The 15,363-nt window shown below is 72.4% G+C and carries 13 protein-coding genes and 1 pseudogene; 5 read left to right on the top strand and 9 right to left on the bottom strand.

Features of this window, described 5'->3' with window-relative positions; genetic code table 11:
- The first annotated feature begins 426 nt into the window (after nt 1–426).
- Entirely contained in the window at nt 427–747 is a 321-nt protein-coding gene (locus tag ACQPYA_RS29305; RefSeq protein ID WP_433530231.1) for a hypothetical protein, read from the top strand.
- A 588-nt stretch (nt 748–1,335) separates the two neighbouring features.
- Here the strand turns inward: ACQPYA_RS29305 and ACQPYA_RS29310 are convergent.
- Nucleotides 1,336–3,138 carry an alpha/beta hydrolase gene (locus ACQPYA_RS29310; protein ID WP_433530232.1) on the bottom strand — a complete coding sequence of 601 codons (1,803 nt, stop codon included), beginning with the start codon at nt 3,136–3,138 and terminating at the stop codon, nt 1,336–1,338.
- Between the two features lie 222 nt (nt 3,139–3,360).
- Here ACQPYA_RS29310 and ACQPYA_RS29315 point away from each other — a divergent pair, with 222 nt between their 5' ends.
- A complete protein-coding gene (locus tag ACQPYA_RS29315; RefSeq protein WP_433530233.1) occupies nt 3,361–3,696 on the top strand; it encodes a hypothetical protein in 336 nt (111 codons plus the stop codon).
- Nucleotides 3,697–3,702: 6 nt separating this feature from the next.
- On the opposite strand, the gene ACQPYA_RS29320 is transcribed toward ACQPYA_RS29315, so the two are convergent.
- The 7 genes and pseudogenes from ACQPYA_RS29320 to ACQPYA_RS29350 form a co-directional block, all read right to left on the bottom strand.
- Nucleotides 3,703–5,205: a serine/threonine-protein kinase gene (locus tag ACQPYA_RS29320; RefSeq protein ID WP_433530234.1), complete on the bottom strand. Its 1,503-nt coding sequence runs from the start codon at nt 5,203–5,205 to the stop codon at nt 3,703–3,705.
- Nucleotides 5,206–5,236: 31 nt separating this feature from the next.
- Complete coding sequence (locus tag ACQPYA_RS29325; RefSeq protein WP_433530235.1) at nt 5,237–5,761, bottom strand: hypothetical protein; 525 nt, start codon at nt 5,759–5,761, stop codon at nt 5,237–5,239.
- Between the two features lie 189 nt (nt 5,762–5,950).
- Nucleotides 5,951–9,516, bottom strand: a pseudogene (locus tag ACQPYA_RS29330) (adenylate/guanylate cyclase domain-containing protein).
- On the bottom strand, nt 9,513–10,358 hold the full coding sequence (locus ACQPYA_RS29335; protein WP_433530236.1) for an MBL fold metallo-hydrolase: 846 nt from the start codon (nt 10,356–10,358) through the stop codon (nt 9,513–9,515). The pseudogene ACQPYA_RS29330 and the gene ACQPYA_RS29335 overlap by 4 nt, the downstream one beginning before the upstream one ends.
- Nucleotides 10,359–10,482: 124 nt before the next feature.
- Entirely contained in the window at nt 10,483–10,944 is a 462-nt protein-coding gene (locus ACQPYA_RS29340) for a RidA family protein (RefSeq protein ID WP_433530237.1), read from the bottom strand.
- Between the two features lie 5 nt (nt 10,945–10,949).
- A complete protein-coding gene (locus ACQPYA_RS29345; RefSeq protein ID WP_013736319.1) occupies nt 10,950–11,105 on the bottom strand; it encodes a DUF4177 domain-containing protein in 156 nt (51 codons plus the stop codon).
- Nucleotides 11,106–11,149: 44 nt separating this feature from the next.
- On the bottom strand, nt 11,150–11,626 hold the full coding sequence (locus ACQPYA_RS29350) for a hypothetical protein (RefSeq protein WP_433530238.1): 477 nt from the start codon (nt 11,624–11,626) through the stop codon (nt 11,150–11,152).
- Between the two features lie 324 nt (nt 11,627–11,950).
- On the opposite strand from ACQPYA_RS29350, the gene ACQPYA_RS29355 reads away from it, so the two are divergent.
- Genes ACQPYA_RS29355 through ACQPYA_RS29365 form a run of 3 tightly spaced genes read left to right on the top strand, consistent with a single transcriptional unit; the run spans nt 11,951 to nt 14,738 of the window.
- Complete coding sequence (locus ACQPYA_RS29355) at nt 11,951–12,532, top strand: Rv0361 family membrane protein (protein ID WP_433530239.1); 582 nt, start codon at nt 11,951–11,953, stop codon at nt 12,530–12,532.
- Nucleotides 12,533–12,558: 26 nt separating this feature from the next.
- Entirely contained in the window at nt 12,559–13,533 is a 975-nt protein-coding gene (locus ACQPYA_RS29360) for an ArsA-related P-loop ATPase (RefSeq protein WP_433530240.1), read from the top strand.
- 53 nt (nt 13,534–13,586) lie between these two features.
- On the top strand, nt 13,587–14,738 hold the full coding sequence (locus ACQPYA_RS29365; RefSeq protein WP_433530241.1) for an ArsA family ATPase: 1,152 nt from the start codon (nt 13,587–13,589) through the stop codon (nt 14,736–14,738).
- 39 nt (nt 14,739–14,777) lie between these two features.
- On the opposite strand, the gene ACQPYA_RS29370 is transcribed toward ACQPYA_RS29365, so the two are convergent.
- Nucleotides 14,778–15,098: a WhiB family transcriptional regulator gene (locus tag ACQPYA_RS29370; protein WP_433530242.1), complete on the bottom strand. Its 321-nt coding sequence runs from the start codon at nt 15,096–15,098 to the stop codon at nt 14,778–14,780.
- Nucleotides 15,099–15,363: the final 265 nt, after the last annotated feature.

Consider the following 15,363-nt stretch of genomic DNA (forward strand, 5'->3'; position numbering starts at 1 on the left):
CGCAATCGCCACACACGGAGCGTGATCGACCAAGGCAGGCGACATCCGGGGAGGGATAACCCAAAGGCATGTTTAGCCAGGAACACCAGGCACCCAGCAAGGTACCCGTTCCGTCAAAGTTCGTCACCGAGTGTGACTTAGCCGGATGGCGGTTTCCCCGAAGGTGTCGGCGTGTCACCATTGCAGCACGGGAGGCGTTTACCCAGTGACACGATCCCGTCACGCTAAGGGTGGCCCGTACGAAGACTTGCTGAGAGAGGTGGAGAGGGCTGGTTGGACCGTCACCGGCGGGGGAAACAAGCACTTCAAGCTCAAGTGCCCGCACCCGTGCAAGTGCATGAAGACCATGTCGACGACGCCATCCGACCCGAACTATCTGCGTAACATGCGCGCACAGCTCCAGCGGGTGACTTGTTGGGAGGACAAATGAAGATCGACATTCGTCTCGCCGCCGAGATGACATTCTTCGCCGACCCCGAGGGCACCGACGAGCAGTTCGAGGCGTTCCTGGATGCGGTGATGGACCAACTGGCCGCCATCGGTCGAGAAGACGTCGACCTCGCAGCGAGGTTGCGTGAGCGGTACGCCGAGTTCGAGACCACCGTCGAGGCGGCCGATTTCAATATGGCAGGTGCTGCCTTCATGATGGACCTGCGTACCGCCCTGCACGCCGCCGGCTGCAACACAGCCGACTGGCCACGGTTCGCCCCAAGCCACCAACACGTACGCGAACTTCAGGCCACCTGACCCGAACCCATGACAACGAGGCCCCCTACCCTTGGCAAGAGGGTAGGGGGCCTCGGTACGAGTGAGCATGCCAGCCGGGCCAGGCATTACGCTTCGACGCTGACTACTGAGTAAGCGTCCGGGCACTCGGCGGGGCAGAGACGCGTCACCGCTAACAGACCACGGCACGGTTGCTCTCGGGCGTCCTGATCCGTAGATAGCTATTCACACACAGCCCCACGGCACCCCCGAGACGGGCGCCGGGAGACTTTGCTCTGCCTCAACCCTGGCAGTAGCAGCCGACCAGCGCCAACCCGCCAGCGCCAACCCACGGAACCAGAGGCCACGTCCCGCGCCGCCCCCACGGGAGACTACGGAAGGTGACCGTTGCATTGGTTGAGGCAGAGAATGGACGCCGGAAGGCAATGTCACAGTCGGGCGGGACGTCACCGAAAGTGATGCCCGGGAGTCGGCGGCCGCGCGGCAGGCGTGCTCGATAGCCGGCAACCGACAGCCTGCGGGCTAGGCCCTAGGCGTTCGCCCACGAAAAGCCGGGGTACGGCGGGCGAGTGGGTCGCCCGCCGTACCCCGGCGTGGTGGAGCGGAAGCTCAGCGGACCGTCAGCGAGCCGACGGCCGGGAGCGGTGCGACCACCGGCGGCAGCTGCTTGGGGGTGCCGCGGCGCGGCGCACCCTGAGCGGCCAGGTCGCTCTTGGACGAGTCGGCCCGCACGGTCGCCTCCGGCTCCAGCAGGTCGTCGAAGGGCTGGATGTCACCGACGCAGACCTTGCCCTTCTTCGGCAGGGTCAGCTTGAGCAGGTACGCGTCGACAGCCCCGGTCGCGCAGGCCGACGTGCCGTAGGCGGTGTGGCCCCAACTGTCGCTGGACAGCAGCCGGCTGTTCGGCAGCAGCTTGGCCGAGGCCACCGCGCCCTTGTAGTTGGTGGCCGGATCCCAGTAGTTGCCGACGACCAGCACCGGGTTGATGGTCCGCCGGTTGAACGGGCCGGTGTACCGGTCCTCGTCGCGCACCGTCCAGGTGTCCCGGGCGCAGGGCGCGCTGATCCAGGCCCAGAGCCGGCCGAAGTACTGGTCACGCTGGTCGGCCTTGGCCGCCCGGCTCGGCCAGGAGCCGGCGTCCTTCGGGTGGTTCGCGTCGGTGCAGTCCACCCCGAGGAAGGTCTCCAGGCCGTTGTCGTACGGGAAGTCGTAGGCGCGGGCCTGCTTCCTGGCCTCGGCGGCCAACTGGACGACGGAGGCGCGGGCCTGCTCACGGGCCGCCGTCTTCGCCGACGGGTCGGTCAGCACCAAGAGTTCCGCCGTCAGGAAGGCGACGTCGTAGTAGCCGTACGGGCCGTAGAGCCCGCCGAGGATGGCCGAGACGAAGTCGGCGTAGGTGACGGTGAACTGGCCGAAGTCCGGGTCGTCGACCACCAGCGGCTTGGCCTTCAGCCGCTTGGTCAGCAGCTCGAACTTGGCGGACGGGTCACCGTCGGCCAGCGGGCAGGCGGCCACACCCACGACCTTGCACCGCTTCAGGATCTCGCGCAGCGCCCTGGTGGCACCCTGCGCGCTGCGCATCCGGTCCTCCTGGAGGAGGTTGCCGTCCTTGCCTTTGCCGAACCACGCCGTCGGGTCCAGCACACCGTCGATCACCACGGCGCGCACCCGGTCGGGGAACATGTTCGCGTAGTACTGCCCGAGCACGCTGCCGTAGCTGAAGCCCAGGTAGGTCAGCTTCTTGTCGCCGACCGCCCGGCGCAGCACGTCCATGTCCCGGGCGACCTCGGCGGTCGACATCGCGCCGCTGAGTGGCTTGCCGGTGGTCGAGCAGGCCCTGCCGACCGCCTTCGAGGCGGTGACATACGCCTTCTCCTCCTGCCTGGTGTACGGGAAGGCGACGTTCAGCCCCTCGTACGCCCGGGTCTGGTCCTTGACCGACTTGAAGCACTTGACCTGATCGCTGGCGTTGACACCACGCGGATCGACGCCGACCACGTCGAAACGGTCGAGCACGTCGTCACCGAGGAAGTACGGCGCGGCGAGGGCGATGCTCGTGCCTGAACCGCCCGGACCGCCCGGGTTGAGGAAGAGGCTGCCGATCTTGCGCTTCTGGTCCCGCGCCTTGACCCGCAGCACGGCGATCTCGGTCTTCGCTCCCGTTGGCTTGTCGTAGTCCAGCGGCAACCGGACGGTGGCGCATTCGGCGTAGTCGTAACAGCGGTACCAGTCCAGTTTGGGCGTGGGCACCCGGTCGACCCGTAGTCGCTCCAGCACCGTGGTGCGGTGCGAGAACTTCGCGGTCGTGCTGCCAACCGCGGTGGGAGCGGCGGTGGCGGGTGCGATCGCCGCCCCGGCGAGGAGCACGCCGGCGAGTCCTGCTGCCGCCAGGGCCCGGATTGGTCGTGGCATGTGGACGCCTTCCGGTGGGGTATGGGACATGTCAAGTCGAAACTCGACCATCGCCACTCTAGAGATGCCGGGCAATGGATGGCACCCGAACAATGTCCTGAAACCGACATAAGGCAGACCGGTGTAACGGTCTGTTTATTCCGCGCGCCCGTGTTATCAACTGTTACGGCACGGCTACGCAGCCGCTATTGACAGATCGGCAATCTCCGACATTCTGGACGCATGAGACGGTTTCCCCGGCCCGACGCGCGGACGGTGGCGGTGGTCGCGGGACTCGCGGCGCTCTGGCTACTCACGACGCTCGTCGTCGGGCGCCGGCAGGACCTGCTGGGCGTGGCGACGGCTCTGCTCTGCGTCCTGCTCGCCACCGTCGCCGGGGTCGCGGCGACCGCCGCCCGTCAGCGTGACGGCGACGACCCGCGGGATTGCGGGCAGTCCGCCCGGCACCCCGGGACCCAGCCGCCGGGCATCGACGCGGACACGCTGGAGACGCTGGGCGACCGGGACGCGGTCCGCTCGATGCGCGAGCGGCACCAGCGGGGCGAGCCCCACCGGTGAGCCTGCTCAGCGACTGGTGAGGGTGGGCGCGGCGAGCCCGTCCAGGCCCTGCCCGGCCAGGCAGCGGTATGTGGTGTCGGCGTCCGGGTCGGCCGGCGGCAACACCTCGAAGTGCCATCCGACCGGTTGACGGATCCCGCTGACCAGCCGGAAGGTCTCCTCGTTGCAGACCCGGCGCACGGTCGGATCCGCCACGATCCGGTCGTGGCCGGCACCGACCAGAGCGGCGGGCAGGACGCCCTCGGCGTAGCTCTCCCAGGTGTGCCGGCGGTCGCACGACACCCGGCTGGCCGTGGCCCGCTGACCGCGCACCTGCACCGGCCCGAAGCATTCCAGCTCCGCCGCGCAGTCGGCACCCTCGGGCAGCGCCGCGGGCAGGGCGGCGCAGCCCGGCCGGAGCACGCCGGTCGCCGGTGGGCGGGCCGGCATCGTGGGTTGCGGCGATATGGTGCCACCAGCCGCCCACGCGCCGACACCCGCCGAGGCGGCCAACGCGACCACGCCGGCCGCACCGAGGAACCAGCGCCGTCGGCGGTGGCGATCGGTGGAGCCCCCGGAGGCGTCCTCGCCGGTGGGCACGGCGGCCCGTGCCGAGCGGCCGGCGGCGTGCCGGCCGGCGTCGTGGCGGCTGGTCGCCGCACCGCCGACGGCGAGGGTCGGCCCGCCGACCGAGCCGCCGGGAGTCTCCAGCGGCAGGCTGGCCAGCATGTCGTGCAACTCCACGGCGGAGGGCCGCTCCCCCGGGTCGTTCGCCATGCCGGCGCGGAGCACGTCGAGCAGGCTGTCCGGAATCCCGGGCAGGCTGGGGATCGGCTGGTGGAACATCTCCAGCACGGTGACCAGGCTGGGGTTGCGCTCGGCCTGCCAGCGAGGCGGCCGCCCGTGCATGACCGCGTAGAGCGTGGCGCAGAGCGCGTACACGTCGACGGCGGGCGACGGCGGGCTGTGGCTGAACATCTCCGGTGGCGCGTACGCCGGTGTGAGCACCTCCAGGGCCACCGAAGCGTCCCGCATCTCGGCGACCACGGCCAGCCCGAAGTCGGCCAGCACCGCCGAGTTGAAGTGCGAGTAGAGGATGTTGGCCGGCTTCACGTCGCGGTGCAGCACCCCGGCGCCGTGCGAGTGGGCGAGGGCGTCCGCGATCTTGACGCCCAGGTCCCGAGCCTCGCCGGCGCCCAGCGGAGAGGTCCGCATCCGCTCGGCGTACGACCCGTCGCAGAGTTCCATGATCAGGTAGGGGTGCTGGTCGATGGTGACGCCGACGTCGAAGAGGTCGACCACGTGGGGGTGGGACGACATCCGGCCGGCCGCCCGCGCCTCGCGCAGGAAACGCGCCTGGTCGTGATCGCTGGCCAGGGTGCGGTTCTCCACCTTGACCGCGACCTCGCGCCCCACGGAGATCTGCGTGGCCCGGTAGACCGTCGCGTAGCCACCTCGGGCAAATACCTGCAAATCGGTCAGACCGGGCACAATGGGCTTCGGCAGAGCGCCGGGCGGAGTGTCGGTCACAGCCTCGAAAATACCCAACCCGACCGGCCGCTCAGTGAACCGCATCGGCCGACGGCCCCGCGCCCGGCTCCCGGGCGGCCGTCAACGGGCCACCGGCTGCCGATCCGTCACCGCCCGACGTGGCACCGGCGCTCTCCGCCACACCGTCCGGCCGGGCCGCTCGACGTTCGTCCCACCAGAGACCGACGGCGGTGGCCAGCGCCCCCAGCCCCTCCCAGGCCGCGACTCCGAAGAACCGGCCGGGTGCGATGTCGGCCAGCACCGCGATACTGAAGACGGTGAACGTGACCAGCCGGAACACCACCGTGAAGCGATAGAACGCACGCCACTCGGTGGCGGTGGCGAGCAGGTAGTAGACGCCCATGTTGAACGAGGCCATCGACGACGCCGTCACGAAGACCCCGGTGTAGTCGCCGGGCGCACGTGTCTCCGGTATCTCGAAGCCGAGCATCCCCAGCAGCGCCTCCGGCCAGAGCAGCCCGACCGCGCCCATCACCAGCGCCAGGACGCCGAACACCGCGATCGTCCAACCCGCGACCGAACGCGGCAACCTCATCTGAGCCCTCCCCCTTGACCACACGGCCGTCCATAGTGACCACCGCGTACAGAGGCCACGCTAGCGGCCACCCCCGACAACCACATCCCCGGAACCGCCAATACCTGCCCCGGTATCTTCACCGCCGGACGAACCGGGCGAACCAGCCACCGGACGAACCGTGATCATGCCGGACGCGGGGGCGGGTGATCAGTCACTGCGGAGGCGGGCCCAGAGCGCCTCGGCGGCGCTCCGCTCGCTGCGCTGCTCGGTGCCGTACGCCAGGCGGACCGCCTCCTCGGCACGGGCCAACGCCTCCGGCCGCCGGCCGCAGGCGGCCAACGCGTCAGCGAGCACGCTCGCCGCGACCACCTGGCTGCGGACATCCTCGGCCGGCGCGGTCGCCGCCCGGTGGGCCCAGTCCAGCGCCTGCTCGCACTGGCCGTGGGCGAGCAGGGCGGAGGCGTAGCGGGCCATCGACTGCTGCCGGGAGAAGAGCAGCGAGGGTGTGGTCGCGGCAGCGGTGGCGACCGGGGCGAGCAGCCCGACCGCGGTGCCGGAGTCGCCGGCCGCCAGCCGGGCCGTCGCCAGCAGCACCCGCGGGGCCACCTGCGCTGGCGCCTGCGGGTTGTGCTGCTCCACGCTGGTCAGCACCGCGCGGGCGTCGCGTTCGGCGGCGGCCATGTCGCCCATGTCCAGCGCCACGAAGCCGCGCAGCGTGCCGGCCATCCCGGTGAGCAGCGGATGGGCCGTCCGGTGGGCGTACGACAGCGCGTCGGTGAGCAGGTCGGCGGCGTGTTCCGGCTCGCCCAGTCCACGGGCGACCACCCCGCGGACGACCAGCGCGAAACCCTGCCCCCAGTCGTCCGAGGCGGCGGCGAACTCCCGGTACGCCCGGCGGGCCTCCCGGTCGGCGTCGGCCAGGTCACCCAGTTCGGCATTGGCGTACGCGTCGACCGCCCGAAGGGTGCCGACCGCCCACGCCTCGCCGACCCGCTCGCCGAACGGCAGGAAGATCCGGGCCAGCCGGTGCGCCTCGCGCAGCCGGCCGGCGAGCAGCCGGGCGAATGCGGTGGTGCCGCGCAGCCACGCCCGCCCGTACGGGTCCTTCAGTTCGGCGAAGAGCCGGGCGGCCCGGCCGAGCACGGCGTCCGTACCGGCGAAGTCGCCCCGGGTGGTGGTCACCCAGGCCAGGTTCTGCAACGACCACGCCTGCCCCCGGCGGTCCTGCACCGCCAGGCTGAGCTGGTACGACGCCGCCAGCCGGCTGCTCGCCTGGCCCAGCCGCCCGGCGAGGAAGTCCGCCATGCCCAACCGACGCATCGCCGAGGCCCGCAGGGCGGGCAACTCGGCCTCGGTGGCCACCTGCAACGCCTCCCGCCAGCAGGACTCCGCCCGACGCAGGTCGCCCATCACCTGCTGGGCCTGCCCGGCGAGCAGCAGGGCACTGGTGCGGGTCGCCGCCTGGTCCCCGGCGTTCGCGGCGATCTTCTCGGCGTAGGCCAGCGCGTCGGCGGCCCGGCCGACCTGGAGCAGCGCCCGGGCGTGCACCACCCGGTCGACGGCCGGCACGCCGCCCCGGGCCAGTTCGGCGGCGCGGTCGGCGTACTCGACGGCGAGGGCCGGCTCACCCGCGTGCAGCGACCGGCGCACGGCCCGGCCGAGAGCTTCGACGCCCAGCGGTGCGACCGCCCGGGCCGGCGCGTCCGGACGCAGCGTGACCGCGTCGGCCAACGCGGTGGCCCGTTCGACGTGACCGGCCACGAAGTCGTCCCGGGCCGCCTCGGTGAAGCCGCCCGGTGCGCTCGGCGCGTCCTCCTGCGGCGCGGCCCAGCGGGCCAGCGCGGCGTGCCGTTCGGCCAGATCGGCCTTGCTGATCCCGGCGTACGCCGCCTCCCGCATCAGCGGGGTGGCGAAGGCGTATCCGGCGCGGGTGCGGTGCAGCATCCGGCGTTGCAGCAGCTCCTCCACGGCCCGTTCCAGCTCGACCGCGACCACCGCGGCCGGCCGGCCGTCCCGGCCGGCCCGCTGTTCCCGCAGCGCCTCCAGCGCGCCGTCGGGGACGGTGTCGCCGACCACCGAGGCGTCCCGCAACACCGAACGGGCCTCGCCGGGCAGGGCGTCGATCCGGGCGGCGAGCACCGCCGCGAGGTCGCGGGAGAGCAGCCGGCTGCCGAGCGAGCCGGGCGCCAACCGCCAGCCGCTGCCCGTCCCGGCGGTCAGCGCGCCGCGCTCCATCAGCAGGGTGACCAGCTCGGCCAGGTAGAACGGGTTGCCCTGGGCGGTGGCGAGCAGCCGGTCGGTGTCGGCCTGGGGCAGCCGCCCGCCGCCGAGATAGCTGGTGAGCAGCCGGGCCGCGTCGGCGCCGCGCAGCGGCGGCAGCGGTTGCACCTCGGCGTCCGCGACCCGGGTCAGGGTTCCGGCGGTACGCACCAGCTCGGGCCGCCCGAGCAGCAGCACCAGCACCGGCCCACTGAGCCGGGACAGGGTCACCTCCAGTGCCCGGATGGTCTCCGTGGTGGCGTCGTGCAGGTCGTCCACCACCACCATCAGCGGCGCCTCCGCGGCGAGCGCGCTGAGCAGGTCGGCCACGGCGTTCGGCACCGCGTCGACGTCGGCCGGCGGCTGGGCGTTGCTCCACTCGACCTGGTCGGCGGGGCTGGGCAGTTCGGCGTACCCGAGCAGGGCCAGCAGCTGGTCGACGGCGATCGGGGCCGGCTGGTCCGGGCGGGCGCGGCTGAGCCGCTGGCCGAGCCGGCGCAGCCGTTCCTCGACCGCCGGACGGGTGACCGCGGTGGCCGCGTCGTTGGGCAGACCGGTCGCGGCGCGTACCAGGTCGGCGAGGGGGCGAGCCGCCGGCGCTCGCCGAACGCGGCGCAGCGCACCGAGAGCACCCGGGCGCCGGTGTGCGCGGCGTACCGCCCGGCGCCCACGTCGTAGCCGGCGGCGAGGCGTTCCACCTCGGCGGAGAACCGGGACTTGCCGATGCCGGCCTCGGCGGTCATCAGCAGCACCCGGGGCTCGCCCCGGTCGATCACCTCGGCCAGCCGGCCGGCGACCCGGCCGATCTCGGTCTCCCGACCCACGAAGGGCGCCTCGTCACCGAGGCCGGAGCGGGTGCCCGGGGCGTCCAAAAGGCCGAGCAGCTCGTACGCCTCGACCGGCTCGCGCTTGCCCTTGAGCCGCAACGGGCGCAGCGCCCGCCAGCTGGCCACGTGCCGGGTCGCCGCGGCGGTGCGTCCGCCCGCGTAGACCGCGCCGACGGCGGCGGCGTCGGCCAGCCGGGCGGCGGTGTTCACCGTGTCGCCGATGACGGTGTACTCGATGGCGGCCTGGATGCCGGCGATCACGTCGCCGGTGTTCAGCCCGACCCGCAGGCCGAGCGGCGCGCCGCCGCCCCGCTCGTCGTCGAGCACCCGACGGACCGCCCGCTGCATGGACAGCGCGGCGCGGACGGCCCGCTCGGCGTCGTCCTCGTGCGCCACGGGCGCACCGAAGACCGCCATGATCCCGTCACCGGTCAGCTTGTCGACGTGCCCACCGAAGGTCTTGACCGCCCCGGCGAGCGCGGCCAGCACCCGGTCGGTGACCGCGCCGACGCGTTCCGGGTCGAGGTCCTCCGACCAGGAGGTGAAGTCGGACAGGTCACCGAAGAGCACGGTCACCACCCGGCGCTCGGCGGCGGGCAGGGTGGCGGCGGCCGGTAGCGCGGCACCGCAGTTGTGGCAGAACCGCGCGCCCGGCACGGCGACGGTTCCACACACCGGGCAGGTCACGGTCTCTCCAACCCCACGCTGCCGCCGCCGGATTCCCGGCCCAGGTATTCCAGTTGGGCGCGCACGGACCACTCCGCCGCCCACCACAGCGACCGGTCCACGTCCGCGTACACCCTCGCGACCACCTCGGCCGCGGTCGTCGCGCCCCCGTCGAGCGCCGCCCGCACCTGGTCGAGCCGGGCCCGGCGGTGGGCGAGGTAGAAGTCGGCGGCGGCACCGCAGTCGGCCAGCGCCGGGCCGTGCCCCGGCAGCGCCGGGATCCCGCGGTACGTCGAGAGCAGTTCCAGGCTGGCCAGGTAGTCACCGAGGTGGCCGTCCGGGTGGGCGACCACGGTGGTGCCGCGGCCCAGGATGGTGTCGCCGGTCAGCACCACCCGCCGGTCGCCCTGCTCGACCAGGAAGCAGACCGAGTCGGCGGTGTGCCCGGGGGTCGGCACCAGCCGGATCCGCAGGCCGTGCCCGTCGGGGCCGGCACCGTCCAGGGTGTCGCCGTCGGCACCGGTCAGCGGCGGGCCGCCGATGCTGTGTGCGGGGTCGGCGGCGCGCACCGGCACCCCGTCGAGCAGTTCGTGCAGGCGTGGCGAGGCCTCGGTGTGGTCCGGGTGCCCGTGGGTGATCAGCACCAGGCCGATCGGCCCGTGGGCGAGGATCGCCGCCAGGTGCGCCTCGTCGGCCGGACCCGGGTCGACCAGGACGCCGTACGCCGCGCCGGGGCCCCGCAGCAGCCAGGTGTTGGTGCCGTCCAGCGTCATCGGGCCCGGATTGGGCGCACGCAGCAACGTCACCCAGTCCGGCAGTTCGCTGGCGAGGGCGGTCACCGCCCCCGTCACATGCCCTCCCATGGCTGCGATCGTACGACCCCACCGGGGCGGCCCCGCGATCTTGCAGTTTCGGTCCCCGATTCGCCCTTCCGAGGGGCTTTCGTCCCGACGGAAACTGCAAGATCGCGCGAGAGGCGCGTCGAGGTCAGGAGACCTCGACGATGACTTCGATCTCGACCGGGGCGTCCAGCGGGAGTTCGGCCACGCCGACTGCGCTGCGGGCGTGGCGGCCGGCCTCGCCGAAGACGGCGCCGAAGAGATCCGAGGCGCCGTTGATGACGCCGGGCTGGCCGGTGAAGCCGGGCGCGCTCGCCACGAAGCCGGTCAGCTTCACGATCTTGACGACGTTCTCCAGCCCGACCAGCGAGTCGACCGCGGCGAGCGCGTTGAGGCCGCACCGCTGGGCCAACTGCTTGGCCTGCTCGGCGGAGATGCCCGCGCCGACCTTGCCGGTGGCCAGCAGCTTGCCCTCGGCCATCGGCAGTTGCCCGGAGACGTACACGTGCTGCCCGGACTGCACCGCCGGCACGTAGCTGGCCACCGGCGGAACCACCTCGGGCAGCTCCAGCCCGAGTTCCGCCAACTTTCCGTGCGGACCGTTCGTCACGACACTCACGCCTTCGGTCGCTTCAGGTACGCGACGAGTTGTTCCGGGTTCGGCCCGGGGACGACGGAGACGAGTTCCCAGCCGTCCTCGCCCCAGTTGTCAAGGATCTGCTTGGTCGCGTGGACCAGCAGCGGAACCGTGGCATATTCCCACTTCTGCATCGGCGGAGGGCTCCCTCGGTGGCGTGGATACTTCGGGGCACAGCCTACGGTCCGCCGGCCGGCCGGGGCGCGGGACGCTGCTCAGCCGCGGGACGCGGCTCGGGCGTGGGCGGCAGTTCCCCGCAGGGGCCCCGGTGGTCGTACGGCTGGGGGCAGCGGGTGCGGTCGGGCAGCAGCAGGTCGCAGAAGACCCGGTGCCGGTTGTTCTGGTCGTCGGCCGTCGACACCTCGGTCTCACCGGCGTCCAGCTCGGGCAGAAAGTTCAGCGAGGTCGCCACCCGGCCGGCCAGGGCGGTCGCGGCGGCCAGGTCGGCCACCCGAATGGGCAGGTGGATGACGTACCCGGGGCCTTCGTCGTCCCGCCCTGCGGCCGGTTCTGCGGCGCTGGCCGGGTCGGCCGGCCGCCGGTACGACCGTTCGTTGACCGGCAGCCGGCCGGAGGAGTCGCCGCCGGCCGTCCGGCTGCCCCCTCGTGCCCGCACCGGGAACTGTGATCGGGGGGTGTTGTCCGTGTCGCGCATGCACTGCCTCCGGGCGTCGTACCTGGTCACGGCGCTGCCTGCCGGTCCCGGGCCGCTGCGCCCGGCCCGGGCCGGGCGTGCCGGAGCGACGGTAGGACGGAGCGCCGGTCCCATCAACAGGACGCGCACGGTCGATGCCCTTCGGTCACATTTGCGACACCCGACCAGCGGGAAACCGGCCTCGCCGTTCCATGCGGGAGACACCGGGCCCTCCGCGTTGGGCAGCCGGACCGCTACCCTTCCGGTCTGGACGGGCGCTCGGCCCGGCCACCATCCCACGCTCGCCGCCTCCGCGCGGCGATGCGCCGTACCCGGGGGGACGCGATGACCCAGCCACCCGCCGGCGGCCCGACCGGCCCCACAGACCTTCCGCCGGCCCAGGCCGGTCCGGACGCCGCCCAGGGCCAGCCGGTTCCGCCGCCCCCGCCCGGCTATCCGCCGTACCAGACTCCGACCGGCCCGCCCGGCAAGCGCGGCGCCCTGCTGGCCTCCATCGCCCTGGCCGTGGTGCTGCTGTTCTGCGCCGGTGGCGGTGTGGCCGCCTTCATGGCGTTGCGCAACACCGAGTCGGGCGAGGGCGCGCCGGAGCCGTCGGTGGCGGTCGACGACTTCCTCACCGCGATCTACCAGGAGCGGGACGCCGCCAAGGCGGCCAGGTTGGTCTGCACCGCCGCCCGTGACCAGGACAAGATCCGGGCAAAGGTCGCCGAGGTCGAGGAGTACGCCTCGACCCACCAGAACCCCCGGTTCCGCTGGGACACCCCGAAGGTGGACAACGAGACCGGTGACCGCGCCACCGTCACCACCACGGTGACGGTGACCACGGCAGACGAGAAGATCGCCGACCAGAACCTGCGCTTCACCGTGATCCGAAAATCCGGCTGGTGGGTCTGCGAGGTCGCCTGACCTTGCTGGCTGGATAGGCTCGACAGGTGGGAGCAGCGCAGCGTCCGGCCGACCGGACCGGCACCGATTGGCCCGCCCGCCTGCACGTGGTGACCGGCAAGGGGGGCACCGGCAAGACCAGTGTGGCTGCCGCCCTCGCCCTGGGCCTGGCCACCGGTGGGCGGCGCACGCTGCTGGTCGAGGTGGAGGGGCGCCAGGGCATCGCCCAGCTCTTCGGCACCGACCCGCTGCCGTACGCCGAGAAGCACCTGGCCGACGCGCCGGGCGGCGGCGAGGTCTGTGCGCTGGCGGTGGACGCCGAGGAGGCGCTGCTCGAATACCTGGACATGTTCTACAAGCTCGGCGCGGCCGGCCGGGCGCTGCGCAAGCTCGGCGCGATCGACTTCGCCACCACCATCGCCCCCGGGCTGCGCGACGTGCTGCTCACCGGCAAGCTCAAGGAGGCCACCACCCGCACGGTCGAGCAGCGGCGGGTGTACGACGCGGTGGTGCTGGACGCCCCGCCCACCGGGCGCATCGGCCGCTTTCTGAACGTGACCGCCGAAACCGCCCGGCTGGCCAAGGTCGGCCCGATCAAGACCCAGAGCGAGGGGGTCGCGGCGCTCCTGCGCTCACCGATGACCGCGGTGCACGTGGTGACCCTGCTGGAGGAGATGCCGGTGCAGGAGACCGTCGACGCGATCGACGAGTTGACCTCGCTGGGCTTCGGGGTGGGACGGGTGATCGTCAACGGGACCCGGCCACCGCTGGCAGCACGGCTGGTCACCGAGGCGGAGCTGGCGCGGGGGCTGCGCGCCGCCGGGCTGCCAGCCGACCGGCGGCTCGTCACCGGCCTGCACGAGGAGGCGCGCGACCAGGCCATCCGCCGGGAGTTGGAGGATTCGCTCCGCGCCGACCTGGTCGAGCTGGGCGTGCCCCTGGTGGAGCTGCCGTTCCTGCCCGACGGGGTGGACCGCGCCGGGCTGGACGCCCTCGCCGCAGCTCTCGTGCCCGGCGAATGACTCACACCTGACCGCGGCCCGACGCGTTGGCCCGGTCGGCCCGATACGCTCGATTGGTGCCTTCCGACAACGCCGCGCCGCCCCTGGACGTCGACCAGATCCTGGCCGATCCGGGCGTACGGATCGTGGTCTGCTGCGGGGCGGGCGGGGTGGGCAAGACGACCTCGGCCGCCGCGCTCGCGCTGCGCGCGGCCGAGCAGCACGGTCGGCGTACGGTGGTGCTCACCATCGACCCGGCCCGACGGCTGGCCCAGTCGCTCGGCCTGACCGAGTTGGACAACACTCCCCGGCAGGTCAAGGGGATCGACGTCGAGTCCAGCGGCGGCGAGTTGCACGCCATGATGCTGGACATGAAGCGCACCTTCGACGACGTGGTGCTCGCGCACACCGATCCGGCGAAGGCGGCAGAGATCTTCGCAAACCCCTTCTACCAGGCGATGAGTTCCACCTTCTCCGGCACGCAGGAGTACATGGCCATGGAGAAGCTGGGCCAGCTGCACGCGCGGGGCGAGTGGGACCTGATCGTGGTGGACACCCCGCCGTCGCGTTCGGCGCTGGATTTCCTGGACGCGCCGGCCCGGTTGTCCCGCTTCCTCGACGGGCGGATGCTGCGGCTGCTGCTGGCCCCGGCGCGGACCGGCGGACGGAGCATGTTCAGCCTGGTCACCGCCTCCTTCGGGATGTTCTCCAGGATCGTGCAGAAGGTGATCGGCGCGCAGTTGCTGACTGACCTCTCCGGTTTCGTGGCCGCGCTCGACTCGATGTTCGGCGGGTTCCGGCAGCGCGCGGAGCAGACGTACCGCATCCTGCAGGCACGTGAGACGGCGTTCGTGCTGGTCGCGGCGCCGGAGCCGGATGCGGTCCGGGAGGCCGCCTACTTCGCCGGCCGGCTGCGCGAGGAGAACATGCCCCTCGCCGGCCTGGTGCTCAACCGGGTGCACCGCCCGGCCGTGCCCGACCTGGGCGCGCCGGAGAGCCGGGCCGCCGCCGAGCGGCTGGCCGCGGCCGGCGGCCACGCGGGCACCGTCGAGGTGCTGCGGGCGCATGCCACCCTGGCCGAGCAGGCGGTACGCGAACAGCAGGTGGCCGCGCGGTTCACCGAGGCGTTCCCGCAGGTGCCGACGGTCTCGGTGACGGCGCAGCCCGCCGACGTGCACGACGTCGACGGGCTGCGCACGATCGCAGCGGCGATCAGCCGCCCCTGACGCACGCCCGGTGCGGCGATCGGCCGCTCCTGGCCGCGATCAGCTGCTGGTGGTGGCCAGGATCTTGTCCTTGCCGGTCTTGTCCTTGGCGTTCTTCTTCATCGCCGCCTCGAACATCTTGCGCCAGCTGGTGACCTGCGGGTGGCGGCGCAGCAGCGCGCGGCGTTCACGTTCGGTCATGCCACCCCACACGCCGAACTCGATCCGGTTGTCCAGCGCGTCGGCCAGGCACTCGTACCGGACTGGGCAGCTTCGGCAGATCCGCTTCGCCACGTTCTGTTCGGCGCCCTGTACGAACAACGCGTCCGGGTCCCCGTTCTGACACGCCGCCAGCGACGGCCAGTCAGTGATCATGCCCATCTGTACACGTCCCCCCTTGCAGTACTACCGACGCCGTCGCGGGCCAGCCGGCATTTCCCCCCGAGCGCCCGGCACGCCTTACCCCAAAGGCGGCACGGACGACATGTGGCGCTCTCGCCGCCCCCATCATGCTCTGTAGTTGCCCGATTACGCAACGTTGTCGGCTAAATCCATCATTCCGGACACTCCCGGCTTCTCGGGCTCGGGACCACCGCTTACCCCACCGGAGTCCGCGAAAACGCTGCGGGTCGCCTCCACAGGGAGG

The sequence above is a fragment of the Micromonospora sp. CA-263727 genome (assembly GCF_050942455.1).
In the GTDB taxonomy this organism is placed as follows: Bacteria; Actinomycetota; Actinomycetes; order Mycobacteriales; family Micromonosporaceae; genus Micromonospora.